The organism is Gilliamella sp. App4-10 (genome assembly GCF_001690495.1).
GTDB lineage: Bacteria > Pseudomonadota > Gammaproteobacteria > Enterobacterales > Orbaceae > Gilliamella > Gilliamella apicola_G.
On the sequence record NZ_LZGS01000042.1, the window covers coordinates 1 to 26,865 of the forward strand.

At 34.1% G+C, this 26,865-nt stretch carries 28 protein-coding genes and 1 pseudogene; 27 read left to right on the top strand and 2 right to left on the bottom strand.

Annotated features, from left to right (window positions below; genetic code table 11):
• From A9G23_RS11530 to A9G23_RS08845, 12 genes and pseudogenes are all read left to right on the top strand, one after another.
• A pseudogene (locus A9G23_RS11530) lies at positions 1 to 626 on the top strand (hypothetical protein); the annotation flags it as partial.
• A 79-nt stretch (positions 627 to 705) separates the two neighbouring features.
• Positions 706 to 2,034, top strand: coding sequence for a M23 family metallopeptidase (locus A9G23_RS08800; RefSeq protein WP_065587258.1), 1,329 nt, complete (start codon positions 706 to 708; stop codon positions 2,032 to 2,034).
• Between the two features lie 5 nt (positions 2,035 to 2,039).
• On the top strand, positions 2,040 to 3,101 hold the full coding sequence (locus tag A9G23_RS08805; protein ID WP_141669992.1) for a hypothetical protein: 1,062 nt from the start codon (positions 2,040 to 2,042) through the stop codon (positions 3,099 to 3,101).
• A 117-nt stretch (positions 3,102 to 3,218) separates the two neighbouring features.
• Positions 3,219 to 5,036, top strand: coding sequence for a hypothetical protein (locus tag A9G23_RS08810; RefSeq protein ID WP_065587260.1), 1,818 nt, complete (start codon positions 3,219 to 3,221; stop codon positions 5,034 to 5,036).
• A gap of 3 nt (positions 5,037 to 5,039) precedes the next feature.
• Positions 5,040 to 5,999 (top strand): hypothetical protein, encoded by a 960-nt coding sequence (locus A9G23_RS08815; protein ID WP_065587261.1) that lies wholly within the window; start codon positions 5,040 to 5,042, stop codon positions 5,997 to 5,999.
• 103 nt (positions 6,000 to 6,102) lie between these two features.
• Positions 6,103 to 6,549, top strand: coding sequence for a hypothetical protein (locus A9G23_RS08820; protein WP_065587262.1), 447 nt, complete (start codon positions 6,103 to 6,105; stop codon positions 6,547 to 6,549).
• A 293-nt stretch (positions 6,550 to 6,842) separates the two neighbouring features.
• On the top strand, positions 6,843 to 7,250 hold the full coding sequence (locus tag A9G23_RS08825; protein ID WP_065587263.1) for a hypothetical protein: 408 nt from the start codon (positions 6,843 to 6,845) through the stop codon (positions 7,248 to 7,250).
• 26 nt (positions 7,251 to 7,276) lie between these two features.
• Complete coding sequence (locus tag A9G23_RS08830) at positions 7,277 to 7,933, top strand: hypothetical protein (RefSeq protein ID WP_065587264.1); 657 nt, start codon at positions 7,277 to 7,279, stop codon at positions 7,931 to 7,933.
• Positions 7,934 to 8,143: 210 nt separating this feature from the next.
• On the top strand, positions 8,144 to 8,443 hold the full coding sequence (locus A9G23_RS08835) for a hypothetical protein (protein WP_141669994.1): 300 nt from the start codon (positions 8,144 to 8,146) through the stop codon (positions 8,441 to 8,443).
• A gap of 5 nt (positions 8,444 to 8,448) precedes the next feature.
• Positions 8,449 to 8,835, top strand: a complete 387-nt coding sequence (locus A9G23_RS11955; protein ID WP_442899742.1) for a M15 family metallopeptidase — start codon at positions 8,449 to 8,451, stop codon at positions 8,833 to 8,835.
• On the top strand, positions 8,810 to 9,244 hold the full coding sequence (locus A9G23_RS08840) for a hypothetical protein (RefSeq protein ID WP_065587266.1): 435 nt from the start codon (positions 8,810 to 8,812) through the stop codon (positions 9,242 to 9,244). The genes A9G23_RS11955 and A9G23_RS08840 overlap by 26 nt, the downstream gene beginning before the upstream one ends.
• A 142-nt stretch (positions 9,245 to 9,386) precedes the next feature.
• Positions 9,387 to 9,572 carry a hypothetical protein gene (locus A9G23_RS08845; protein WP_065587267.1) on the top strand — a complete coding sequence of 62 codons (186 nt, stop codon included), beginning with the start codon at positions 9,387 to 9,389 and terminating at the stop codon, positions 9,570 to 9,572.
• Positions 9,573 to 9,574: 2 nt separating this feature from the next.
• On the opposite strand, the gene A9G23_RS08850 is transcribed toward A9G23_RS08845, so the two are convergent.
• A complete protein-coding gene (locus A9G23_RS08850) occupies positions 9,575 to 10,444 on the bottom strand; it encodes an IS3 family transposase (protein WP_065587268.1) in 870 nt (289 codons plus the stop codon).
• Positions 10,445 to 10,564: 120 nt separating this feature from the next.
• On the opposite strand from A9G23_RS08850, the gene A9G23_RS08855 reads away from it, so the two are divergent.
• The 13 genes from A9G23_RS08855 (at position 10,565) to A9G23_RS08910 (ending at position 23,136) form a co-directional block, all read left to right on the top strand.
• A complete protein-coding gene (locus tag A9G23_RS08855) occupies positions 10,565 to 10,882 on the top strand; it encodes a hypothetical protein (protein WP_065587269.1) in 318 nt (105 codons plus the stop codon).
• 84 nt (positions 10,883 to 10,966) lie between these two features.
• Positions 10,967 to 11,101 carry a hypothetical protein gene (locus tag A9G23_RS11755; RefSeq protein ID WP_255306902.1) on the top strand — a complete coding sequence of 45 codons (135 nt, stop codon included), beginning with the start codon at positions 10,967 to 10,969 and terminating at the stop codon, positions 11,099 to 11,101.
• A 501-nt stretch (positions 11,102 to 11,602) separates the two neighbouring features.
• Positions 11,603 to 12,580 (top strand): HlyD family secretion protein, encoded by a 978-nt coding sequence (locus A9G23_RS08860; protein ID WP_065587270.1) that lies wholly within the window; start codon positions 11,603 to 11,605, stop codon positions 12,578 to 12,580.
• Positions 12,581 to 12,622: 42 nt separating this feature from the next.
• A complete protein-coding gene (locus A9G23_RS08865) occupies positions 12,623 to 13,783 on the top strand; it encodes an ABC transporter permease (RefSeq protein WP_065587271.1) in 1,161 nt (386 codons plus the stop codon).
• On the top strand, positions 13,780 to 14,970 hold the full coding sequence (locus A9G23_RS08870) for an ABC transporter permease (RefSeq protein WP_065587272.1): 1,191 nt from the start codon (positions 13,780 to 13,782) through the stop codon (positions 14,968 to 14,970). The genes A9G23_RS08865 and A9G23_RS08870 overlap by 4 nt, the downstream gene beginning before the upstream one ends.
• Positions 14,971 to 15,262: 292 nt before the next feature.
• Entirely contained in the window at positions 15,263 to 15,982 is a 720-nt protein-coding gene (locus A9G23_RS08875; RefSeq protein WP_065587273.1) for an epoxyqueuosine reductase QueH, read from the top strand.
• Positions 15,983 to 16,170: 188 nt separating this feature from the next.
• Complete coding sequence (locus A9G23_RS08880; protein WP_065587274.1) at positions 16,171 to 17,451, top strand: BadF/BadG/BcrA/BcrD ATPase family protein; 1,281 nt, start codon at positions 16,171 to 16,173, stop codon at positions 17,449 to 17,451.
• An 87-nt stretch (positions 17,452 to 17,538) separates the two neighbouring features.
• Positions 17,539 to 18,147 (top strand): CDP-alcohol phosphatidyltransferase family protein, encoded by a 609-nt coding sequence (locus A9G23_RS08885; RefSeq protein ID WP_065587275.1) that lies wholly within the window; start codon positions 17,539 to 17,541, stop codon positions 18,145 to 18,147.
• Between the two features lie 12 nt (positions 18,148 to 18,159).
• Positions 18,160 to 19,911 (top strand): bifunctional alpha/beta hydrolase/class I SAM-dependent methyltransferase, encoded by a 1,752-nt coding sequence (locus A9G23_RS08890; RefSeq protein ID WP_065587276.1) that lies wholly within the window; start codon positions 18,160 to 18,162, stop codon positions 19,909 to 19,911.
• Positions 19,912 to 19,917: 6 nt separating this feature from the next.
• A complete protein-coding gene (locus tag A9G23_RS08895; RefSeq protein WP_065587277.1) occupies positions 19,918 to 21,222 on the top strand; it encodes a dual specificity protein phosphatase family protein in 1,305 nt (434 codons plus the stop codon).
• Positions 21,223 to 21,241: 19 nt separating this feature from the next.
• Positions 21,242 to 21,607 carry a hypothetical protein gene (locus A9G23_RS08900; RefSeq protein WP_065587278.1) on the top strand — a complete coding sequence of 122 codons (366 nt, stop codon included), beginning with the start codon at positions 21,242 to 21,244 and terminating at the stop codon, positions 21,605 to 21,607.
• 187 nt (positions 21,608 to 21,794) lie between these two features.
• Positions 21,795 to 22,733 (top strand): phosphatidate cytidylyltransferase, encoded by a 939-nt coding sequence (locus A9G23_RS08905; protein ID WP_065587279.1) that lies wholly within the window; start codon positions 21,795 to 21,797, stop codon positions 22,731 to 22,733.
• A gap of 139 nt (positions 22,734 to 22,872) precedes the next feature.
• Positions 22,873 to 23,136, top strand: coding sequence for an HPr family phosphocarrier protein (locus tag A9G23_RS08910; protein WP_034913021.1), 264 nt, complete (start codon positions 22,873 to 22,875; stop codon positions 23,134 to 23,136).
• 120 nt (positions 23,137 to 23,256) lie between these two features.
• Here the strand turns inward: A9G23_RS08910 and A9G23_RS08915 are convergent, their stop codons facing one another.
• Positions 23,257 to 24,618 (bottom strand): APC family permease, encoded by a 1,362-nt coding sequence (locus A9G23_RS08915; RefSeq protein ID WP_065587280.1) that lies wholly within the window; start codon positions 24,616 to 24,618, stop codon positions 23,257 to 23,259.
• 368 nt (positions 24,619 to 24,986) lie between these two features.
• Between A9G23_RS08915 and A9G23_RS08920 the strand changes: the two genes are divergently transcribed.
• Positions 24,987 to 25,421 (top strand): PTS sugar transporter subunit IIA, encoded by a 435-nt coding sequence (locus tag A9G23_RS08920; RefSeq protein WP_065587281.1) that lies wholly within the window; start codon positions 24,987 to 24,989, stop codon positions 25,419 to 25,421.
• Entirely contained in the window at positions 25,414 to 26,802 is a 1,389-nt protein-coding gene (locus A9G23_RS08925) for a PTS fructose transporter subunit IIC (RefSeq protein WP_065587282.1), read from the top strand. Before A9G23_RS08920 ends, A9G23_RS08925 begins: the two co-directional genes overlap by 8 nt.
• Positions 26,803 to 26,865 lie beyond the last annotated feature (63 nt).

A 26,865-nucleotide genomic window follows, 5' to 3' on the forward strand; every position in this document is an offset into this window, starting at 1 on the left:
AAATTAAAGTGTTAGGTTGTAATTTTAAGAGAGTCAAAGGGGATAAAGAAAGTATCTATAATCAGTTGACTAAACTTAATATCTTTGAGGATTATAATGAAGATTTAAAAAAATATGATCTATCTTTGAATAAGTTTAATGGATTGTATTTTATTGAGCCTTCTAATCTATCGGAAAGGTGCATTGGCTTTAATTATGAGATTATCATACTACTTAATAATAATGAATTAATGATTCCTTATAATAAACATTTAGTTTTTTATAAGCAATTAGCTATTACAGATGAAAACAAAATAAATAATTTTAAACGTAATGAAAATTGTCTTGAAACAAAATATTTTGAGATGGAGACAACTAAAGTTTGTTTCTATAAAAATATGACAATATTAGATGTATATGAAGCAATGAGTATTAATCCTACTTATGAGTTTAGGGAAAAAATCAAACAGGGGAAAGATTTTTCGGATATTTACGAAGATGATTATATGAGAGTTGAAGTTGAATATAAATGGAAAGGGAAAAATAAACTAGAGATTGTACAATATTTTGATGGTGGAGAGACTTATTACACATTTGTTAATCAAGAAAATAGAACAAAATTAATAACCAAATTTTCGCCAGATTAAGAAATAATACAAAATAGTAGCTTTTAGAGAGTTAAGGTTACTCGCAGGCAATAAGCAAACGCTACCGATACACGGTTGGGTGAATATAAAAGACAATGCACAAGCGCATATCAAACGACGTAGTCTATGGCACTGGCCTGGGTTTGAAACGATAGAAGAAAAGGCCTCGATAGGTGAATTATCTGACAAGATAGGCAAGAATAAAGTGGCGAAATTAGATTTAGCCGATTACACCCCAGCGATGCGGGCATTACACCAAATCTTAACCGGCACACTGATTTATTCAACCCAACGAAAAAAAGACCTACCGCCGCCGACTTTTACGGATAGGGATTTAAAAGAAGGATTACGCCGAAGCTGGACGGCGGAGTTGATAGGGCATTTACTGGTGAAATATGAAAGTGAATGGTATGCCGATGAAGCGTTAAGCAAATGGAATGAGATAGATGAGCTGTTTGAAGAAGAAAAGCGACAACAAAAAGCACTTATTGAAGCGGGATTAGATGAGCTGGGCATCACCGAGCCTTACCTCCGTGATTTTGCCTTAGACGTGGTAGACGAAGCGCATGAACATGTCAAATCAAACTGGCAACTAGAAAAAGCACAGCGCATTAAACCCTCACTGTGGTGGAAACAAGTGGCACAGGCACAAGCCCAAAACCCAACAGCAAACACTGATGCCAATATCCCTAAACTGTCCAATCTATCCGCAGACGGCAAGGCATGGTTTATTCATCCGGTAGCGATGATGGATTATTTTAAAGTTGAAACAACAAAACTTTGGCATGAGCCTTTAGACAATCCACAACGAACGTATTTTAGTTCAAACGGTCGTAATTTTTATTGGAATGGTGCTTTTGGTTATGTAAGAAATCAGGGAGCTAAAGCTCATACTGGATTAGATTTATTTGCGGATATAAATACCCCTTGTTATGCCTGTTTAGATGGTGAAATAGTCCAATATAAAGAAGAAGGTGGATATGGCAATGTGCTGGTCATTAAAGTTAAAGGTGATGATTTACGCGCTTCAAGAAATGACTATACGCTTGAATTTACTGACAAAGACAAAAAAGAGATAGTCCAAGCCGATAATTTTAATATTAATGCTGACCATTTTTTCTTACGTTATTGTCATTTAAGTGATAAACATGCTGACTTAAAAGTCGGGGATAAGGTTAAATCGGGCGATTTGATAGGCTATACAGGTGATACCGGTAATGCTAAAGGACTTTGTAACCCTCATTTACATTTTGAAATCGCTATGAAGAAAAATGGCAATCGAACTCATACAGGCAATCTACAAAAGGATAGATTAGCCTACAAAATTAATCCAGCCTTCTTCGTTAATTTACAGACAAAAGATGAGGCTAAGCAGACAAAAGTAAAAGAGAGAAGAGAGAAGAGATAAAAAATATGATGCCAGCAAAAAGAAAGAAGCGAAAGCAAAACAGAGATAAATTAAGGAATAACAAGATGAATTATATCAAGCTTATTTTACTTATAATATTCTTAATACCGGCAATTAGCCAAGCAGAATTATATCGTATTTACACAGGCACCATTGGTCAAAATAAAGCTGAATTTTATTTTGAATATGATTTTGCTGTTTATATTGATAATAAAGATTATCAGATTAAGCATTTTGATTATATAAGAAAGAGTAGTTATCCAACTAAATTTAAATCTAATGATGTAAATTCATTAGATAAAATAGTGATTGAAAATGTTGACAGTCATACTTTTAATTATGGACCAGAAACTTATCAACAATTAACAGGCTATACCCTTAATGGTGATAAGGTAAATTTACAAAAAACATTTGAATATGAAAAATATAATGAGCAACATCCATTGAGTGAAGCAGAGTTTAATAATATTGAATTTTTACAGGAACATAGTACCAAAGACTTTTATTTTAAAGTTATGATATCTAAGAAAAAAAAGGAAGAAGTAGAGATTGTGGGGATTAATATCTATAGTAAACATGATGGTCGCCTTATTCAAACTATTACGGGAATAAAAGAGTGTAAATTTAATTCTTATGTTAGTATTATGGTTACTGGGGCTGATTATAATTTTGATGGTGATAATAATGATTTTTATCTCATTAAAGACAGAGTTTATGGACCTAATAGAACAGCCGAATATTACAGTTATGACAAGATACAACAACAATTTGTTAAATTAAATCTTGAAGGCAATGCATTTCTCTTTGATTTAGAAGAAAAAGCCGCCACTAGCTACAAAACCTGCCCAGGTAAAAAAGAAAATGATCATATATCGCTAACCGATGATTTTCAATACATAGGCAATAATCGCTATAAACGGGTACAAACTGAGTGTCTGTATAAATCAGGTGAATATCAAAATGAATACAGTGGTCATTATGAATATAAAAACCAAAGAGCATGTAAACCTAAAGAAATAAAAGCTTGTCGAAATTATATTGATACTAATGATTATGATGATTATTAATGGCACGGAGCTAATTATGTAGCTGAACTCATTCTTGGCGGAAAGGGACAAAATACAACGTTACCGAGTGTCTATTCTGAGCCTGCGAATGATGATGATTTTTTCACGATTCGCTTTATGATTGAAAACAAGCCGTACTGGATAGCCGCCAGTAAAGTCTTACACCTTAATGGCGAAGATGGGCAGCTCAATTCAAGCGTAAGTTATTGGCATGATTTTCCGTTATCATTAGATGACAACCTTTCTCCACAGGAAAAGAAACGTAATACGGTATGTTACCCTCGCACTGTGTCCCTAATTTCATTAGAGAATGACGGCTTGATAGCGATAGATGATGAAAACACAAAATGGGTACAAGTGACGGCACTGGATGAGCAAACACTACCGATACACGGTTGGGTGAATATAAAAGACAATGCGCAAGCGCATATCAAACGGCGTAGTCCATGGCACTGGCCTGGGTTTGACACGATAGAAGAAAAAGCCACGGTGGGTGAATTATCTGACAAGATAGGCAAGAATAAAGTGGCGAAATTAGATTTAGCCGATTACACCCCAGCGATGCGGGCATTACACCAAATCTTAACCGGCACACTGATTTATTCAACCCAACGAAAAAAAGACCTACCGCCGCCGACTTTTACGGATAGGGATTTAAAGGAAGGATTACGCCGAAGCTGGACGGCGGAGTTGATAGGGCATTTACTGGTGAAATATGAAAGTGAATGGTATGCCGATGAAGCGTTAAGCAAATGGAACGAAGTTGATGAGCTGTTTGAAGAAGAAAAACAACAACAAAAAGCACTTATTGAAGCGGGATTAGATAAACTTGGCATCACCGAGCCTTACCTCCGTGATTTTGCCTTAGAGGTGGTGGACGAAGCGCATAAACATGTCAAATCAAACTGGAAAATAGAAAAAGAGCAACGCATCAAACCCTCACTGTGGTGGAAACAAGTGGCACAGGCACAAGCCCAAAACCCGACCGCAAACACAGAAGCAAATACCCCTAAACTGTCCAATCTATCCGCAGACGGCAAGGCATGGTTTATTCATCCGGTAGCGATGATGGATTCTTTTCAAGAAGAAAAAATAGATATTATTGTTTTTTATATTTATTTAGATGGTCGAATACAAAAGTACATACCATCATTTATTAAAGATGAGAATCAAAATAAGTATCGCTATGTCATTGTCGATGGACAAGATAAGAAGCATAAGGTTTGTGATTTGGAATATATCAGAATTAAAGAGAAAGTTAGAAAAGCATTTAATCCTAATCAACCCAAAACTTTTTATAAGACTAAGAGTCCTAGTGATATTGCTTCAGATGTAAATGATGGAGATACTAAATATCGAATTATTTATGCCAATGGTGAAATTGCTGAATGGGGTAAACATGACAGATATTACAACGTGAAATCGAAAAATCCAAACTCATGGCGCGTTTTCGGTGTAAATAATAATGAAGTGGAATTGCTAAGAATGCCTGATTCATTAAATAAACAATATGGTAATTTAAATATTGAATATAATTTCCATAATTCAAAGCGCCGTTATGCCAATCCTGGTTTGTTTGCAGCCATGTTGGGGAGTATAGCTGTTTATAATAAAACTGTTACTACTACAGGTAGTGCATTTCAATGGGGTTCTTGTTTTCCAAGTGTATTACATATTAATGGTATGGCTATTGACTTTGAGTATAAGTCAAAAAATAACCAAGGTGGTTATTATTCTCATTCGTCTCAACAATATCAAGATGATTTAGCATTTTTAAATGCGATGCGACTATTTTTTGATAAGATCCGTGTTGGAGAGCATTCTCATTTTAAAGAATTTAGACAATTATCCGGTGTTGTAGACGGTGGTTCTTTACATAACTCTCACTTTCATGCTGACTTTTCACTAACTAAAATTGAAGAAATTAAGGAGTAAATTATGAAGCATTCCTTTTATATCGGTATTGTTTTTTCTTTGGTTAGTGCATACTGCTATAGTCAACCATTTGATATAGAAGAAAAATACCGAGGTAATTCATTTTTTAGTAGAGTAAATATGCAAAAACTATGGAAAGATTGTACACTGCCTTTAGACTTTGAGGAACTTGATGTTTCAAAGCAAACCGAAATAAGAAACCGTTGTCAGTTGTATAATTTTAGTTCTTATTTTGATAATGTGTATGACTTGATTGATAAAAGAACAGTAATATATCAGAAAAACGATTTAACGTTACGATTAAGTAAAGAAAATTTTAGTTTCAAGCAAGAAGATGATTATTATTCTGGTGTTAAATTGATTTTATTTTTAATAAAAAATAATGAAATTAAAGATAGAATAACCCTTGCTAATTATTTTACAAATGAAACAACTTTACTTTCAGTTGGTTACCAATATTTTTATATCTCACCAAGTGGCGATATTTATACTTTATCCTTAATAGAAATGGATGATGGAATCGGTCCTCAAAGATGGAGACATTATAAAATCGATGTGAAAAATCTAAAATTTCATTTAGCTCAGATATACGATTTTCGTCATCAAGTTACTTATCCTGATAATTTCACTATCTTACCAGATCCAGAACAAGACAAATATTATAAAAAGGAACAATTTGAAAAGTGCTTAAAAGACGAATCTGAAGATTTTTGCGATATAGAAGATGTTTATTTTTATTATCTTGATCAAATAAAACAGAAAACGGTACAACTTGCCCGAAAAAACAATTCAACGAAAAATTTATTTTCCCCACTCAAAAAGAATCGGGATAAATTGTGTTTAAGCCAAAATGAGTTTTTAATTAACAATGAATTATTTCCCTATTTTGATGACATAGTTTTATGTGAAATAAAACAATTAAAGCAAGAAATAAAACGCGTTGAGATAGAGTTAGCAAAATAATATTGATTTAAAAAAGCAAATAAACAGTTTGTAATATGTAATTATATTAATTAATAAAGGTTTACGTAGAAGCTGGACGGCGGAGTTGATAGGGCATTTACTGGTGAAATATGAAAGTGAATGGTATGCCGATGAAGCGTTAAGCAAATGGAACGAAGTTGATGAGCTGTTTGAAGAAGAAAGACAACAGAAAAAAGAGCTTATCGAAGCGGGATTAGATAAACTTGGCATCACCGAGCCTTACCTCCGTGATTTTGCCTTAGACGTGGTAGACGAAGCGCATGAACATGTCAAATCAAACTGGCAACTTGAAAAAGTGCAACGCATTAAACCATCACTGTGGTGGAAACAAGTGGCACAGGCACAAGCCCAAACCCCGACAGCAAACACAGAAGCAAATACCCCTAAACTGTCCAATCTATCCGCAGATGGCAAGGCATGGTTTATTCATCCGGTAGCGATGATGGATTATTTTTCAGGCGCAGGCATAGCTACTTATCATATTTATCATGACGGAAAAATTGAAAAACATATACACAAGAAATACTGAAAGGTTATGAACAAAAATATAAATACGTTTATCATGATAAAGATAATAATGAGCATGAAATATGTATAGCAGATTGGCATACAACTAAAAAGAAAAGAAATGGTGTAACAGTAAGTGCACCGAATCGAAGTGATACTAATATTATTGAATATAAAGAAAATGTCAATGAAGGGGATACCCAGAAAAGAGTTAAATATGCAAATGGAGATATTGCTGAGTATGGTAAACATCCAACCAGAGGATTAATTTGGCGATTATACAAAGCTTTTGATGAAGAAATTGAAATAGTTCGAATGCCAGATGAAATTAATTATACAAAAGGTTCTGTTACGATTAAATATCGGTTCAGTAATACCAAAAGAAGATATACTGGACCTGGTCCTTTAGCTGGTTTTATAGGTGCTCTTGCTGAGATAGGTTTTGAATTGACAACGACAGGAAGTTGCTTTTACGAAGCATCCTGTTTTCCCAGTGCAGAACATGTAAATGGTAAAAGTGTTGATACTTCATATAAATTAGATGTTAATCAAGATCAAAAAATTATTAACGCTATGGCAAAATTTCATTTTAACGAAAGATTTATAGGAATTAATCCATATTTTTATAAATTATCTAATGCTGTAAACAAGGATGCTCTACATAATACTCATTTACACTCAGGCGATTTTGATTTTAACTGTATAACAGAGATTGAAAATTAATTATTGATATAAAAGGATGAGTATCTGTGAAAAGAAAATTATTTATGTTAATGCATTCTTTAATTTTTACTTTTAGTTGTACGGAAGCTAAAATCAATAGCAACCCTGAACAAAAAACACAAATTAGTAAAATGGAAACATACCAAGGAGATAATCATATTAGTAGAAAAGATTTTGTGAAAAAGATAGATTCTTCTTGTACCATAGCGCATCCATATGGAGGAACTAATGAGGAAATAGAATATGAAAGAAAAAGATGTGTATTATCAAAAATGACTTTTGATTATGACGAAATAATTAATCCAATAATATTAAATGAAAAAGTATATTTGCCTCCAATAAATGGTATTAATATTTATTTAGAAAAAGTGAAAGAGATAAATCCATCTAGTCTAGAAAGCGTAACTATTGCAGAAGTTAAACTTTTTACAAAAATTAATGATCAAATAAATGATAGCCTAACCATTTATTATATAAAAAATGATTATGATGCTTTTTATGTAGAATCCCAATATTATTACATAGATAAGTTTATATACATTTTAAAATACGGTTCTGATGAAGATGGTTCATTAGTTAAGTTCTGGAAAAAATATTCAATCAGTACCAATGGAAAGTTTAAATTAGAGGACTTTTTCGAATGTCACTTTGACAATAATCTAGACAGAAATGTATGTAAATGATTTTTTAAATATTTTGATCATCTAAGTTATGTTGGAATTACACAGTATTATAACTCAATCGTCATTATATTCGATGAAGCGTTAAGCAAATGGAACGAAATTGATGAGCTATTTGAAGAAGAAAAACAACAACAAAAAGCACTTATTGAAGCGGGATTAGATAAACTTGGCATCACCGAGCTTTACCTCCGTGATTTTGCCTTAGACGTGGTGGACGAAGCGCATAAACATGTCAAATCAAACTGGCAACTAGAAAAAGCACAGCGCATTAAACCCTCACTGTGGTGGAAACAAGTGGCACAGGCACAAGCCCAAAACCCAACAGCAAACACCGAAGCCAATATCCCTAAACTGTCCAATCTATCCGCAGACGGCAAGGCATGGTTTATTCATCCCGTGGCGATGATAGATTATTTTAATGTTACAGAAAATAAGAAACTGAAACTTGGGATAGTGTTACAAACTCTAGAATTGCGTTATTACATCCCGAAATTCGTCAAAATGCGGTAGATTTTATCAATGATGTAGAAGAACAATTTGGAATACAATTAAGAGTTACGACAGGACTTAGAACTATTGATGAACAAAATCGCCTTTATGAGCAAGGGCGTACAACATCTGGAAATATAGTTACTTGGGTTAGAGGAGGATATAGTTACCATAATTATGGATTAGCAATAGACGTTATAGAGATCAAAGATAAGAAAGTTAATTGGGACGAAAACGTTCTAATCAGAATATCTTCTGTAGGTATAAGAAATGGTTTTTCTTGGGGCGGTAATTGGAAAAAACAAAAAGATTATCCTCATTTTGAAATTACTTTTGGTTATAAAGCATCGGAATTATTAGAAAAATATAATAAAGGAGAATTAGATAATGAAGGGTATATTATATTTGATTAGCATTAACATTTTATGCGTATCATTCGGATTAAAAGCTGAAGAGATAACACTTGAATCTTTACAAGCGACAGAAGGTGCAGTGTTAAATTGTATGGAAAAGCAACTTAATCTTAGAATTTATGGTGAAACATACCGTTTAAAAATTGTTGTTAGTAAAAGAAAAGATTTATTTGAAGTATTATCAAACACTGAATACTACAATATACCAATTGGTTATCATGATGAAAATTTAAAATCTGAAACCGTTTTTACTGTTGAAAATAAATATTTTATTAAAAATAAAGAAATTATTTCTGCTGTATCTCTTGATTCTATGTATAAAAAAAATGCTAATGATGATTTATCAATTTTATCAGATGCAATAAGTGAAGCTCATGAAAATCAAAAATGTTTATCATGGGATTTTTAGTGAATCATTAATAATATACGTGATTTGTTGTAAAACTTATCAGATAACAATCAAACATAGAACGAGTAGTGAGCATCAATGAAGTTTACTGGAGCATGACGGCTTGATAGCGATAGAGAAGGACAACACAACCTAGGTACAAGTGACGGCACTGGATGAGCAAACACTACCGATACACGGTTGGGTGAATATAAAAGACAATGCACAAGCGCATATCAAACGGCGTAGTCCATGGCACTGGCCTGAGTTTGAAACGATAGAAGAAAAGGCCTCGATAGGTGAATTATCTGACATGGTATGTCCACACTTTTTAGTACCAAAAAGATAAGGTCATCGATTTCTTTGGTATTCAATCGGCGAGTGGTCATTTAATGTTGAATGAAGTCGATTATAATTAAACCAATCCACATAGTGATTAAATTCCAATTTAAGTTGCGCCATTGAATCAAAAATAGTATTCGACACAAATTCTGTTTTCACTGCTTTAAATGTGCTTTCTGCAATTGCGTTATCATAGGGGCAGCCTTTGCGACTTAACGACCGTGTAATTCCAAATGCTGTTAAACATTCATCAATCAAATGATTATCAAACTCTTTTCCTCTATCAGAATGAAACAACTCAATCGTCTGTAAGTTCATTGGAATTTGACTCATAGCTTGCATGACCAGTGCCGCTGGTTTATGCCTGCCAGCACGTCGTCCCACTATTTCTCGATTACTGATATCAACAATTACGCAAAGGTAGTGCCAACGTTGTTTAACCCTTACATAGGTTAAATCGGTCACCAATATCTTTTGCGGTTGACCTATATCAAATTCTCGATTAAGTTCATTCCCCACTGGTGATTCATGGCTTTTTTCTGTCTGAATACAATATTTTTTACAGGTGTATTTCGAAACCCAGCCATTTTTCGCCATGATTCGACCTATTCGGTGTCGAGATACGGTTATGCCTTGCTTTCTCAGCTCTGCTTGCAGACGCCTTGTACCATAAGCACGATAATTATTATTAAAAATTTTTGCAATGAATGAGCCAGTAGTTTGGTACTGCGTTATCCACTTATCTAATGCTGATTTGGTGAGATCATACTCTGCGACGATATCCGCACGTTTTTTACCATTTTGATATAGCATGACCATTTGTTTTTTGAACTCGTTAGTAAAGCTACGTTTTGCTCTTCGCGATGAATCGATTGTCATTGTTGTTACCTTCTTTTATTTTTAGTTTATCATAACAATGACCTTATAAAACTGGTACTAATTAGTGTAGCCGATCCATTACGCAGAAGCTGGACGGCGGAGTTAATAGGGCATTTACTGGTGAAATATGAAAGCGAATGGTATGCCGATGAAGCGTTAAGCAAATGGAACGAAATTGATGAGCTATTTGAAGAAGAAAAACAACAACAAAAAGCACTTATTGAGGCGGGGTTAGATAAACTCGGTATTACCCAGCCTTGCCTACGTGATTTTGCCCTGCAACAAGTGGACAAGGCGCATGAACATGTTGCTGATAATTCATTATCCGAATATGATGCTTTATTACTGATCATAGATGATTATAATCGGCAAAAACAGTCTCTAATCACTCTATTATCCGATGCTGTCGCCCAAAAAAGCCTTAGCAGAGCAATTTAAAAATCAGTATGAATATATCAATGTCAATGGTTATTCGATTGGTGATATCTTTAGTGGCAAAATGAATTAACAACGAGGTTTATAATGAATAAATATTTTCAAATTATTACCGATAAAATTACCGAACTGCAAGTGATTGATACCAATTTATCTTTATTTGGCAAGGCTGCTTTGCGTGCTTACCATTATTGTGACAAAAAAAGGAGAGTAACCGAATAATAGTTGATGATTTATTACTCTGAAAGGCTTTATTAGGCGCTAAACAATATAAATAGTAACCAATTGGATATAAATGATATTTTTGTCAATATTTGTACTAATGACGAATTTTTACAGAGTTTCTTTTAGGAGCTTTTGAAATTTTATTATAAATATAAATCAATTATACTATTTATTGTATAATTACAAGGAATGTTGTTTTAGATAGTGTTATTGATCTTGGAATGATGCAAAATTGTGTAATAATTTAGAAGGTGAATTAGACAATAGTATTGATGGTGTGTTTGCCTATTTTTTATTATCATAAATAGTGAAAAAAGATTTTAATAAATTGATTTTAAAGGATATATAAGTAATTGTTTATCACTAGCTCAACACCAATGATTTTTAAAGATCACAGCTATATAACGCTATATTTTATTGCGTATTTTAATATTTGCCTTTATATTATTGCCAATAATCTTATTCTAGTTTTACTCTAATCATTTATAAGCACAATTTATGCATAAAAAACGTCTTTCTTTGATTGTAGCGATCATTGCTGTTATTGCTATGGTTATTATTATCTATCTTGCGAACCAGCAGAGCACCATTATATTACAAGGTGAAGTTGAATCTAGCCGTGTTGATGTTGCAGCTAGAGTGCAGGGGCGAGTGGTTCAATTTAATTATGATGTTGGAGATAATGTTAAACAAGGTGATGAGCTTCTTACCCTTTCAAATCCAGCATTATTAGCGCAGCTTGCAACGGCAGAAGCGCAATTAAAAGTGACAATGGCGAGCCGTGATAATACTTATAGTACTAGGCCAGAAACCATTGATGTGCAAAAGGCACAGTTAGATAAAGCGAATTCAGATTTAGTTTTAGCACAAACAAGCTATGAACGAATTAATCGTTTAGCTAAAAATGGAACGGTTTCAAAGCAAAGTTATGATGAATCTTTTAATCAATACCAAGCGGCGATTAAGGCCTATGAAGCTGCTAAAGCTAATTTAGAATTAGCTGAAAATGGTAGTAGTGTAGAGCAGAAAAAATTAGCCGATGCGCAGGTGGAACAGTCAGAAGCGGCGTTGTTACAAGTAAAAGCGGATATAAATGAATTAACTTTAGTTTCCCCTATTAGTGGTCAAATTACAACTCGAGTAGCCGAAACAGGACAACTGTATAGTCCAGGCACGCCACTTTATTCTATTATAGATTTAAATGATATTTGGTTTACTTTTAATCTTCGTGAAGATTTGCTAGGAAATCTTAAAGTCGGTGATACGTTTCAAGTTAAAGTGCCGGCATTAAATAATCAAGTTATTGATGTAAAAGTCACCGTATTAAATGCCTTAGGTCAATATGCAAATTGGCAAGCGACTAAAGCGACGGGTGACTTTGACTTAAAAACTTTTGAAATGCGTGCTAAACCAATTAATAAGGTGACTGGTCTTCGTCCAGGGATGAGTGTTACCACAAAGTGGCAATCTCACTAACATAAATAATATGGAGATTATACACAAAAGGAAAGGGCACTGATGTCTCACTCGCTATTAGAAGTGATTAGATGGGAACTTCGTAAATTAATTAAACAACGTTTTTTGTTTTTATTAGTTTTCATCTATCCTTTATTATTCATTTTTTTATTTCTTTATATGTATCATGCTGGCGTAATTACCCAGATACCTATTGCTGTTGTTGATCAAGATACAACCAAATCATCGCGTACATTAATTCAACAAGTGGCAGCTTCACCACAGCTACAAGTCGCTGAACGTTATCAAGATCTTTCGTCAGCCAAACATGCGTTGATCAAGGGGGAAGTTTATGCCGTGCTTTTTATTCAACCAGAATTTGAAAAAGATCTTATCGCAGGGCATCAACCAGAAGTGGTCGCTTTTTATAATAATCAGTATATGTCGGCGGGAACGATTATTTTTCGGGCGATGAGCTCTGCATTGAAAACAGCTAATAGCCAAATAGTACTGCAAGGATTATTAGAAAAAGGAATGGCTTCACCGGTAGCACAAAGTCAAATGCAAACGATTCCAGCTAGTTTACATCCTTTATATAATCCTACATTAAATTATCTTTATACCTTAATTAATGGTTTAATCCCCACGATTTTGCAGATCATTATTATGATGGCATTGGTTACCAGTGTCACTCGAGATCGCTTTGCTGCAACGAGCTATCAGCAAATCTTACAACTCGCTAATCATAATATTTTTATCTTTTTATTAGGGCGTATTCTTCCATATGTTCTCTATTTTGTATTTTGTCTGATTTTATTTGATACAGTTTTAATCGCTTATTTTAATTTACCATTAAATGGGCATTTTATATTGCTGATGCTTGGTGGTATCGGGTTTACACTGACTTCTTGTTTGTACGGAATTTTTTTTGGTTTAACTGGCTCAACCCTAGCACAAGCTTATGGCAGTGCAAGCTTAGTCGCTTCTCCTAGTTTTGGATTTACTGGGCTGATTTTTCCTCGTCTTGCAATGAATACTTTTGCTTATATTTGGGGCGCTTTATTGCCTGTGACATGGTATATACAGATTCGTCTTGATCAAACATTGCGATCACCAAATATGATGACTTCGTTAGAACCCTTTGTTTATTTATTGATCCAGTTTAGCGTTATGGCATTACTTATTACTCTTCATTTACGAAAAATCCGTAGGCGGTTAATATGATTAAATCTTTATTATTAATTTCCTATGAAGAACTAAAACGTATTTTCCAAAATAAAGCGATAGCCAGCGTCATGTTTGTGGGAATTTTTATCTATTTCTTCTTTTATCCACAGCCTTATTTACATGAAGCGATACGAGATGTTCCTATCGCTGTTATTGACCAAGATAATACCAACTATAGCCGAGAGTTAGTCAGGCAAATTGATGCCAATAAATCCATTAACATAAACTTACATATTGCGGATTTACAGACAGCTAAAAAATTGATTGAAGAGCGTAAAATCTATGGGGTAGTGCTGATACCCTATCGTTTTCAACAACATATTTTAGAGGGCAAAACGAGTCCTATATCATATTATGGTGATGCGAGCTATATTTTAATTTACAGTAACGTTGCCACCGCAGTTAACACTGTTGCTAGCAATTTTGGCGCTAAAATTTCCATTTCGCGAAAAATAGCGCAAGGCGTTGATCCAGCTGTAGCAACCAATAGTGTTTCACCGTTTAATAGTCAGTTGATAAGTTTATTTAATCCTCAATCAGGCTATGCAACCTATGTTATTCCTGCCGCCTTTATTTTGATCTTATATCAAACACTACTTATTGGTAGCACCTTATGTCGTTTATTTAGCAAAAATTCTGATTTTGAAAGAGATGTTATTCATCAACAGAATAATGCTGCATATTCTGCATTATTATTACTAATTGGTAAATTATTGACTTATTTAGTACTCTATTTAATCTATTTTATTATTTATACCGTATTTGCGAATTATTGGTATGATTTACCACGCCTAAGTCATCTTGTTGTTTCGTTGTCGTTTATTATTCCTTTTATTTTTTCTACGGCATTATTAGGTAAAGTTATATCACATTTTGTCCATACGGTGAGTGATGTGTTTTGCTTAATTATACCGTCAAGTATGGTGATATTTTTTGTTACAGGGCTTTCTTGGCCAAAAGAATTAATGCCTCCTTTGTTTCACTTGATTGGCGATATATTCCCAGCGGTACCTGCTATAGTAGGTTCGGTAAAAATTAATCAAATGGGAGCCCGCTTTTCTGAATTTAGTCCACAATATTGGCATTTATGGATATTAACGATTATCTATTTTGGTATTGCATTCATTCTTGAGAAACGCGACATTCAAAAGGCAACGTCTGCACATGTTAATGTAGCAAATTAAAATAGGGTTGTTATATTTATCATAACTAATTGAACTTAAAATAGGATTGTTTCAACGTCAATTGTTAGGCTGGCCATTGTTATTGTATTGGTTTATCCCGATTGATCTTTTAGCTTTATGATAAAATCTAATCATTTAAATTAAATAGTGTCAATTATCTATAAATTCAAATATAAAATTTCATTCTTTGCCTTGAAGGCTGATGTGTATCACTATATTATAGTCGGTCGACTAAAACTTAGTTAACTAAAACAAGAAAATAGAAAACAAAATTAAATATAAATGAGTTCCCATGTTAATCAATGCTAAAAATATTCTTGAAAAATTAAATCCACATAATAAAGTAAATTATGATTCTGTATTAAAAGAGGTGATTGCTAATTGGCAAGCAGAATCAGTGCGACCAAAGTTATTAATTCATAGCTGCTGTGCCCCATGTAGTACTTATGTTCTTGAATATTTGGCTCAATATGCCGATATTACGATTTATTTTGCTAATTCTAATATTCATCCTCGAGTTGAATATGAATATCGTAGTGTGGTACAGCAAAAATTTATTGCTGATTTTAATCGAAAAACGGGGCATAACGTGCAATTTTTAGAGGCGCCATATCAACCAGCAGAATTTATCAAGCAGGTCGGTCATTTGCGTGATGCGCCAGAAGGTGGTGAACGTTGTCATATTTGTTACAAAATGCGATTAGACTTAGCAGCAATTAAAGCACAGGAATTGGGTTTTGATTATTTTGCGAGTGCGCTAACCCTTAGCCCCAAAAAAAATAGCCAAAAAATTAACGAGTTAGGTTTTGAAATTCAAGAGCTCTTCTCAGTAAATTATCTGCCTTCTGATTTTAAAAAGAATAATGGTTATAAACGTTCGATTGAGCTTTGTAAAGAGTACGATGTGTATCGTCAATGTTATTGTGGCTGTATTTTTGCGGCTAAAGCACAAGGTGTTGATTTGAAAAATGTGATTGCTATAGCTAAGCAAGGATTAGAGAAAGGTCTTTAAGTCTTGAAGTATTTGAGACATTTAATCATAGAAAATATACTGAAAGGTATTATTTTCTGAGACTTTTTGACAAATCTTGCTATCTGTAATAGAGATGTTTTTTTAAACAAAGCTATTAAAAAATTTAAATATTTGGCTATAATATTTTTTAAATAGTTAACTATACTCTTGCAAAGTGTGAGTTTGTTATGTCAAAAATTTATAGGTTAGGATTGAATATCGGTTCAACAAAAGCGAAATGTGTGGTGCTTGATAAGCATAACAATTTTGTGTATACCAATGATGTTTGTCATAATACGCATATTGTGTCAACCGTACTAGCGTTGTTAGACGAGATAGGGCGAAAACTTGGTAATAATATTATTTTGTCGATAAAAGTGACCGGTTCTGCAGGAATGGTTATTTCAGAAAAAGCTGATATCGCATGTATTCAAGAAGTGGTTGCCACATCAGAGTTGGTGTATCGTAAATACCTCGAAGCGCGAACCTTGATTGATATTGGTAGTGAAGGTAGTAAGATGTATTCCTTCTTTTCTGACCGTCCACCAGATATTCGAATAAATGGGAACTGTGCTGGCGGAACAGGGAAATTTATTGATCAGATGGCAACGTTGCTTAATACGCCTGTTCAACAATTTGATTTGCTTGCTCAAAAACATGACCAAATTTATCTAATCGCCTCGCGTTGTAGTGTTTTTGCTAAACCTGATGTCCAAAACTTAATTAGTCGCAACGTTTCAAAAGAAAACATTGATTATTCTATTTTACAAATAGTTTGTATTCAGCTATTTAAAACCTTGGTGCACGGTTATGCTGTTGTGCCTAAAGTGATGTTAATTGCTGGAGCACTTTCATTTATTTCAACACTTGGTAAAGCAGTGTTAAAGATCTTAAAGCTAAATGATGAACAGATTTTAAAAACCGAACATCCTATATTATTGTCGGTATGGGGGGGGGTGATTCATCTTATTGACCATACCGAACTTTCAATCAATGCTTTTATTGCAAAATTAAATTCTTCAAAAAAAGTAATAGCTAATCAGAATGTTAGATCAAATCCACTATTTAATGAATCATTACCTTTTGATGATTGGATAAACAAACACAAATACATCGAAATTCCTAGAATTAATTTAACTGATTATCAAAAGCAAAATGCGTTTTTAGGTATTGCTAGTAGATCTACAACCACAAAACTCACCTTAATTGATGAAGATGATGGGCTACTATCTACACATTATGCGCCTAATAATGGTCACACTATTAATGCTTTAATAAAAGGTGTGAGTCAATTAAAGCAAAAAATTGCTGAATCAAGCAAAAATATTTTTATTGCCCGTACTGGTGTAACCTTTTATGGTGAAGAGCTGTTAAAAGTGGCTTGTGCCTTTGATGATGGTTTAGGCGAGGTTTACGAGCTTAATCGTCTGCATTTTATGGTTAGTTGTTTAAAACATACGCAATTATAGAGAATTATTTAATTACTATAAAACTATATAGTTATGTTATAGTCTATCAATTTAATCATTGTTGAGCATTTACTAGGAGGAACAAGAGTGTTGTCGATTTATCAATTAAAGCCCAAATTTCAAGCATTTCTTAGGCCATTTGCCAATTACCTTTATAAGGCTAATATAACCGCAAATCAAGTAACATTAATTGCAGGTTTGGGATCTATTTTTATCGCACTGATTGTTGGGAGGTTAGTGGCATATCAATGGATTTTCTGCCTTATTCCAATATGGATGTTTATCCGTATGGCACTTAATGCTATTGATGGTATATTAGCCAGAGAATATAACCAAAAATCAAATTTGGGTGCTTATTTAAATGAGATTTGTGATGTTGTATCGGATAGCGCACTGTTACTCATTTTTACGCAACTTGACAATGTTAGTAATTATTTAGTCATCTTAGTAGTTTTATTGTCGTTTTTGACTGAATACAGTGGTGTGCTAGGGGTTATGATTGGCGCTTCACGGCGATATGATGGTCCAATGGGTAAGAGCGACCGTGCGTTTATTTTTGGGGGAATAAGTCTAGCCATTGCGACTTATTTATTACCTTTAAACTACATCAATACGCTATTATGGGTCATCAGTATTTTGCTTATTTATACTGTATTTAACAGAATCCGAAACGGCATGAAAGAAGTCAAAAAATAATAAGGAGAGAATATGCGTCAACAGCAACAAAAAACATTTATTAGTCATGATGGTTGCCAGTTATTTTATCGCTATTGGCCTGCCGTTGATAGCGATGCGGATAAGTCTAGAGCAATAGTGCTTTTTCACCGAGGGCATGAACATTCGGGGCGAGTTGAGCATCTTGCTGACGAATTAAATCTACCTGATTACCAGTTCTTTGCTTGGGATGCCAGAGGCAATGGTCAATCGGAAGGTGAACGTGGTGATGCTCTCAATTTTGCAACGTTAATTAAAGATGCTAACTGTTTTATTGAACATATCATACAAGAGTATGACCTGCGTCAAGAAGATATTGCTGTTATTGCCCAAAGTGTTGGTGCTGTTATTGCTTCGGCGTGGGTACATGACTATGTACCAAATATTCGTGCCTTAGTGCTAGGATCGCCAGCCTTTAGTGTAAAATTGTATGTACCATTAGCGGTGCCAAGCTTAAAATTACTGTATAGTTTGAAAGGTAATTTCTTTGTTAATAGTTATGTTAAATCTAAATTGCTGACGCATGATGTTGAGCGTGCACAATCTTTCACACAAGATCCATTAATAACACGGCAGATATCAGTTCGATTGCTTTTGGATTTATATTCGGTGTCAGATCGTATTATAAAAGATGCAAATGCTATCACCGTACCAACACAATTGCTAGTTTCTGGCTCGGATTATGTAGTAAGACGTAAACCACAAAAACAATTTTACAATAATTTGGGCACACAGCAAAAAGAATTTCACATACTGCCAGGTTTTTATCATGATACGTTTGGTGAAAAAGATCGAAAGTTTGCCATCGATCGTGCAAGGCGATTTATTATTGGCTGTTTTGCCAATCAACCTAGTGTACCATCATTAGTTAATGCTGATTTGGTGGGATATACACGGCAAGAAGCAGATAACTTAACGATGCCACCATCTGGCCTTATTAAGTCTCTATACTGGAAGTATATGAAAATCAACATAAAATATGTCAGTAAACTTTCTGACGGAGTTAAACTTGGTATTAATACGGGATTTGATTCGGGTAGTATGATGGATTATGTTTATCGTAATGAACCTTCAGGAACCTCAAAATTAGGGCGTTTTTTGGATTATATTTATTTACAAGCTATAGGTTGGCAAGGTATTCGACAACGAAAAGTACATCTTGAAGAGTTAGTTAAATTAGCTATCAATAAATTAGTTGAGCAGAACTACTCTATCGATATTGTTGATATAGCCGCTGGACACGGTCGTTATATTTTAGAAACGATTAATCAAATCGGCAATAAACCTAATTCGATATTACTGCGAGATTATAGTGATATTAATGTAAGAGATGGGCAAGCGTTGATAGCTGAAAAGGGCTTAACTGATATCGCACGTTTTGAAAAGGGTGATGCTTTTAGTCGACAACAACTCGCCCAATTATCCCCTAAACCAACTTTAGCTGTTGTGTCTGGTTTGTATGAACTGTTTAGTGATAACCAGTTGCTACGCGATTCCCTATCAGGGCTAGCAGATTCAATACCTGAAGGGGGATATTTAATTTATACTAATCAGCCATGGCATCCGCAAGTAGAATTTATTGCAAGAGTATTAACATCACATCGTGATGGTCAGCCATGGATTATGCGAAGGCGTACACAACTTGAAATGGATCAATTGGTTGCCGCTGCTGGTTTTAGAAAAATCACAATGCGTATTGATCAGTGGGGAATTTTTACCGTATCACTAGCGCAACGAATTAAATAATTGGTAATGGATAGAGTAAAACTAGGATTTGATAAGCTAACTATTTATAAGTTCATATGGTTAGTCGGTTTAGCAATTTTCTTTTTTGCTAGCTATGATTTTGCCAATTGGTTTACTTCTACACGCCGTGATGTAGGGAGTATATTTCTTGAATGGGAGCGTTCAATTCCTTTATGTTCTTGGTCTATCGTACCTTATTGGTCGATAGATCTTATGTGTGGACTCGCAATATTACTTGTTTGGTCTTATCGAACCTTAAAAATACTCTGTTTTCGTCTTTTATCCGCTCAGATTATTTGTACTATCTTTTTTTTGATCTTTTCGCTAAAATTTTTTTTTGATCGCCCAAAATTAGATGGATTACCGGGATTATTGTTTGATATTTTGACGAGATTTGATAAACCGTTTAATCAAGTTTTGTCGCTCCATATAATATTATTGGTTATTTTGTGGGATTTTTATGCTAACTATCTCCGTGGCGGCTGGCGTTGTATTGTGCATATTTTGTGTTTATTAATTGGTTTATCGGTATTAACGACTTGGCATCATCATTTTTGTGACATATCAACTGGGCTTTGGGTAGGGTGCTTTTGTATTTGGTTATGGCCTGATGATGGCTTATCGCCACTAAAAAATTGCCAATTACCTAAACAATATGTTTGGAGTAGTCTCTATTTTTTACTGTTTTTATTGCTATTTTCTATTGCTATTTACTTTTCTTCATGGGCATTGTGGCTATTGTGGTTTTCAGGTGCATTTTTATTGGTTTCAGTAAATTATTTGTTATTTGGTGCAGTGGGTTTTCAAAAACAGGCTAATGGACATTTTAATCTTGCTGTTACTATTTTATATTTGCCTTATTTTATAATTATGTGGATTAACTCACGATTGTGGACATTTAAAAATAACCCAGTCGATTTGATTTGTGATAATGTTTATTTAGGGCGAATACCATCCAATAATACATTGCACACAAATCACTTTACATCGATAGTTGATCTTTGTGCAGAATTACCGATTACTCAATTTAATGGAAATTACCATTCGATCCCTGTGCTAGATATGACGCCACTAACCATTGAACAATGTCAACAAACAGCCAAAATTATTGAGAAATATCATCAACAAGGGAAATTATTAGTTTGTTGTGCTTTAGGCTATTCACGCAGTGCTACTGCCATTATTGCTTGGTTATTGTTGACTAAAAGAGTATCAAACTTAGATGAAGCGATAACTAAGGTTAAAGTATGCCGCCCTAATATTGTCATCACCACTAAACAACAATTAATTTTAACAGAATGTTTTTTCTAAATAACAAAAGGAAGTTGGTATGTTAAGTCATGATGATACAAAAACTGTAATACACGCAAGTCAAATTTCACTTATAACATTTTGTAGCTTACTAGTTATCAGCTTACCAATTAGTCTATTTTCGCTACTATTAACCAGTATAGCGTTACGCTTTGAGTTGATAACAAGTGAGGTGATTAACAGCACATTATCATTAACCCTATTTTGTTTTGTAGCCTTGATTATAGGACTGATTAGTATTTATTACGCATTGCGCATCCAATTTAACAAACAATTGTTTAAATATTTAGCCATCCGTAATGAACAAATAGCCAATACACTTATTGAGTTAGATAATGTGTTAGTGACCTTTCATTTTATTAAATCCAATCCAATCAGTTGGTAACACGGATCATTACCAAATGTCAACAAGGTACATTAATTAAGGCTGTTTAGAAAAATAATAGTGGTGGTGATGCAAATCGTGTTGTTAATAGGCGCATGGTTCAGTGGTATTATCCAAACTTGGTAACAGAATTATAACGAAAATCGCTTCAAATTAAATGATGAAAAAGAAATAAGGAGAAACAAAGATGTCTAATTATCAACGTGATATTTTATTACTATTTATCGGTATTGGTATTTTGCTTATTATTGCCTCTATTATTGGTTGGCTGTTAAAACGGCGCCTTAGTTGTCCAAATAGTGTAATTGATAATCTCAATAAACGCATTAACGCTTGGTGGGTAATGGTGGCAATTATTGGAGTTACTTTTTGGGTAGGAGAATTGGCTATCATTTTTCTATTCTTTGTGTTATCAGGCATTGCATTACGTGAATTTTTAACCTTAACGCCTATTAGTCGTTACGATTCTTATGCATTGATATTTGCTTATTTTATTGCTTTACCTTTGCAATATATTTTAGTGGTTATGTCATGGTATGGATTGTTTAGCATTTTTATTCCTGTTTATGGCTTTTTACTATTATCGATCTTGGCGGCAATAACCGGCTCAACCGATCATTTTTTAGCGAGAATAGCTGAAGTACAATGGGGACTAATGATTACGGTTTATAGCATTTCTTGCGTGCCTGCACTATTAATATTACCAATCAGTAATTACCAAGATCGTAATCTGCTTTTAATTGCTTTTTTAGTATTAGTTGTTCAACTTTCAGATGTATTGCAATACATGTTTGGAAAATTATTCGGTAAACACAAAATTAGCCCAAATTTATCACCCTCTAAAACCGTTGAAGGGTTTATTGGAGGAATTTTATCAGCAAGTTTAATTGGTGCTTGCCTATTTTGGCTAACACCTTTTAGCTTTATGCAAGCTGGTTTGATTTCACTTATGATTACGTTATTAGGGTTTTTGGGAGGTTTGGTTATGTCAGCCATCAAACGTGACAGAGGCATAAAGGATTGGGGAAATCTAATCGGTGGTCATGGTGGGGTTCTTGATCGTTTAGATTCTGTCTGTTTTGCAGCCCCTATCTTTTTTCATGTTGTACGTTATTTTTGGACATAACTTTAATACCAAGTTTAGATAACCAGAATAGATTATATAAATTATACAAGTTTACATGTAAAAAAAGAGCAAAGCTGTTTAAATTATGATATAAATACAGGCATTGTATTAATGCTAATATATAAATAAGGACTTTATTATGTTAAAAGAGCAAATGGTAGTAAAAAATTCAACGGGTTTACATGCACGCCCGGTAACAACACTTGTAAAATTAGCTGGTCGCTATAAATCATCCATTGAGCTTGTTTACAATGACAAAGCAATCAAATTAAAAAGCATGATGGGTTTACTTGGTGCTGGCGTTAAAGGCGGTTCTACTGTTGAAATCATCTGTGATGGTGAAGATGAGCAAGCAGCAATGGACGAAATCCGTGAGTTATTCGCAACAGGCTTTGGTGAATAATTACTGAGTTAATCTCGTAATCATTTTTAAGAAATTTATTCCGTCGACGATCGTCGACGGAAGTGTAAAGAAGGCGTTAACTAAATACTTTATAGTAGACATATTTATCCAATTGAATGGTTAATCTTTGATAATCGAATGTAGTTCTTTATGATCAATCGAAGGTAACAAACGCGTAAATCCTCGAGTAAGATAAAGTAAATAAAGAAAACCCATTGCCAACCAAACTAAACCAACAATCATCGCTGTAGCATCAAGACTTGTCCATAACCATAGTGAGAGTAAAACGCCAATGGCAGGTAGCATGCCATATTTGAATAGGACAGAGAATGTTTTTTTCTTGGTATTGCCTAAATAGCTTTTAATTACACATAAATTAACAAAGGTAAATGCAACTAAAGCACCAAAACTGATCATTGAAACAACTAAACTAAGATCTAATACTAATGACAGTAATGAAAAACAGGCGACAAAAATAATCGACAAGTAAGGGGTTCTAAAGCGTGGATGAATTTTATAAAAGATTTGTTTAGGTAACACACCTTCACGCCCCATTGCATAGAATATTCTTGATACACTCGTTTGTGCAGTCATTGCCGATGCAAAGACACCTGTTAAATATGCAGCTTGGAAGAAGTTATACATAAAATTACTGCCTAATTGGCTGATATTACCAACTTGACGAACCACATCTAAACTTGCAGTATCTTTATTATCGATGAAATCACTCCATTTAGGGTAAGCTAAATGTGCACAATAAGAAACTACTAAAAAAATACAACCAGCAATAAGAACAGTCCAGATAATGGCTCTTGGAAGCGATTTTTGTGCATCGTTAGACTCTTCTGCCAAGGTAGCAATGGCATCAAATCCTAAAAAAGCGAGGCATAATATTGCTGCACCTGACATTAAACCACTCAAATCATTCGCATTAACTTGTAGTGGTTTTATCATTGCTTCAGGGGTTAAATCCACATTAACTAAAGTCAAAAATATAAATAATCCAATAAAAATCATCTGAACAATAATTAAAGTGAAATTCACCGAATTAATCAATTTAATACCCAGATAATTTAAAAGACTAACACCAATCAATGATCCAAGTACAAAAACATACGCAGGAACGCTAGGAAATGCTTCGTTAAGATAAATACCGAGTACCAAATAATTTAATATTGGTAAAAATAGGTAATCAAGGATTTGTGCCCAACCCACCAAAAATCCAATTTTACCACCAAACGTATGTTGAACATACGAATAGGCAGAACCAGCAATTGGAAGCTTATTTGCCATTCGGCAATAGCTTAATGCTGTAAAAAAGATCATAGCTAGGGTGATAATATAAGCTATAGGTAAGTGACCGTTACTTAATACTGTCACTTCCCCATAAGTGGTAAAGATCCCCAAAGGAACCATATAAGCTAAACCAAATGCAATCAATGCAGGTGTGGTTAAAACTCGTTTCATTTTTATTGCGGACATGACTTTGCTCCTCTGTCCCAAAAAACAATAAAAAACTACTAAGTATAGTTTTGCCTTTTTACCCGCTTAAAGCGGCAGGGAATTCTGCCATATTGTGATAATTATGCAAGTTAATTTTTAGTAAAATGATACTAAAGCAAACAAATTATTACCTTTAAAGCATATTATTAGTGATTTTAGTCCAATTTAATTTAGAGTATTTGGTTAAACGGTTAATTCTCTATTTGCATATTTGTGATCCAAATCTATTATTTATTAGACAAAATAAGTGTCAGTGCAAATAAATTATTGTATATTTTATCTGCAATCTAAGTAGAGTGAAAATTGCGTTATTGCGAATAATCTATTATTAGTAAGAGGATGAATTTATGCAGTCAATCCCTGTTTTACCGGTTGATTTAACGGGTAATGTTGTTACTCAAAAATCAACAGTTATCCATCTAATGGTTGAAACTAGCCAAGCTTATTTAACTAATGTCAAAACCTTTTTTGACGATGTTATGGCGCATGAACAAGAAATGGAAACCGATGTGCTACCTGATATTGCCTTGCCACATGCAAAAAGTAGTGCTGTTAAAACACCATTTATTGTGGTGGGGAAATATGGCGATGGCATCATTTGGAATAATGATAATAAAGTGAAATTAATCGTTATGATTGGTGCTCCAGAGCATGCCAATAAAGAGCACTTATCCATTATTGCTAAATTAGCATCGAATTTAGCTAATGATGATTTTGTCGAAGATTTGCTTAAAAGCGATATTCAATCTGTAGCTAATAAAATCAGAGGATTATATGAGTAAAAAAAAGATTGTTGCGATTTGTGCGTGTACTGCAGGGATGGCACATACTTATATTGCTAAGCAAAAAATTGAAAATGAGGCGAAAAAGCGTGGTTGGGAGTATAAAGTCGAAACACAAGGTGCCGCAGGTATTGAAAATTCATTAACCGAACAAGATCTTAAAAGTGCCGATGTGATTTTATTAGCGACTGATATTTCAATTGAAAATGTCGATAGGCTTGAGCCTTATAAAAATGTCATAAAAGTGAGTACTGGTGAAGCCGTTAAAAATACTGCCAATATTTTTAATAATGCAAATGTGATGTCGACTACAGTGGTTAAAGATTGTATCGGTAAAGAAATATTTAGAGCATTAAATACGGGTATTAGTAAGTTTTTACCCGTTATTATCGCATCAGGAATATTGTTTTCTATTGTGTTAATGACAGGGGATGTGACTAATGGCAATATTGAGCCAAGTAATCAATTCTTTATGGATTTAAAACAGGTTGCCTTATATGGTTTTGCTATGATGGTGCCAGTGCTTGCTGCTTATATGGCTTATTCCATTGGCGGCAATGCTGCTTTAGCGCCTGCATTTATTATGGGTTATGTGGTTAATAATCCAATTGGTTCTAATCAAGTCAATACTGGATTTATTGGCGCAATGATTTTTGGTATTTTAATCGGCTATTTTGTTAAATGGTTTAAAACGATTAAAGTTCATCCAGTAATTGCATCGATTATGCCAGTGATGATTATCCCTACAGTGACGATATTAGTGATGGCACCACTTTACATTTATGGTCTATCTTATCCGCTCGATTGGTTTGTCAAAGCTATGGTCGCAACTTTACAAGGTATGTCAGAGGTTAATGCCGCATTTTTAGGGATTGGCATTGGTATATTAGCGGCGCTAGATATGGGAGGACCATGTAGTAAGGCGGCGACTGCATTTACCTTAGCGGCAATGGCGGAGGGGGTTTATGGTCCAAATGGGGTATTTCGTATGTGCTGTGCTATTCCACCATTAGGTTTAGCTATGTCATCATTAATTGTTTCACGCCCAAAATATACCAAAGAAGAAAAAGAGTTTGGTATTACCGCTTTCTTTTTATCATTGGCGGGTATTACTGAAGGTGCAATCCCTTTTGCGGCCAAAGATCCAATGCGTGTTATTATTGCTATTGTTGTTGGCACTGCCATCGCAGGTATGCTAGGTATGATTAATGGGATTGAATCATTGGTAGCATTTGGCGGTTTAGTCGCATTAGGTGGAGTGACCAAAGCGACGCTGTGGTATGTCATTGATATGTTTATTGGCGCATTAATTATTGCCGCTATCTTACATTTCACGAAACCAACAGCTGTGGAAACCGAAATAGTTGCTCAAGTTGACTAAAGTCTAAATAATAACCTATGCTACACCAATCATGGTTGGTGTAGCATTTTGTAAATTAAAGAC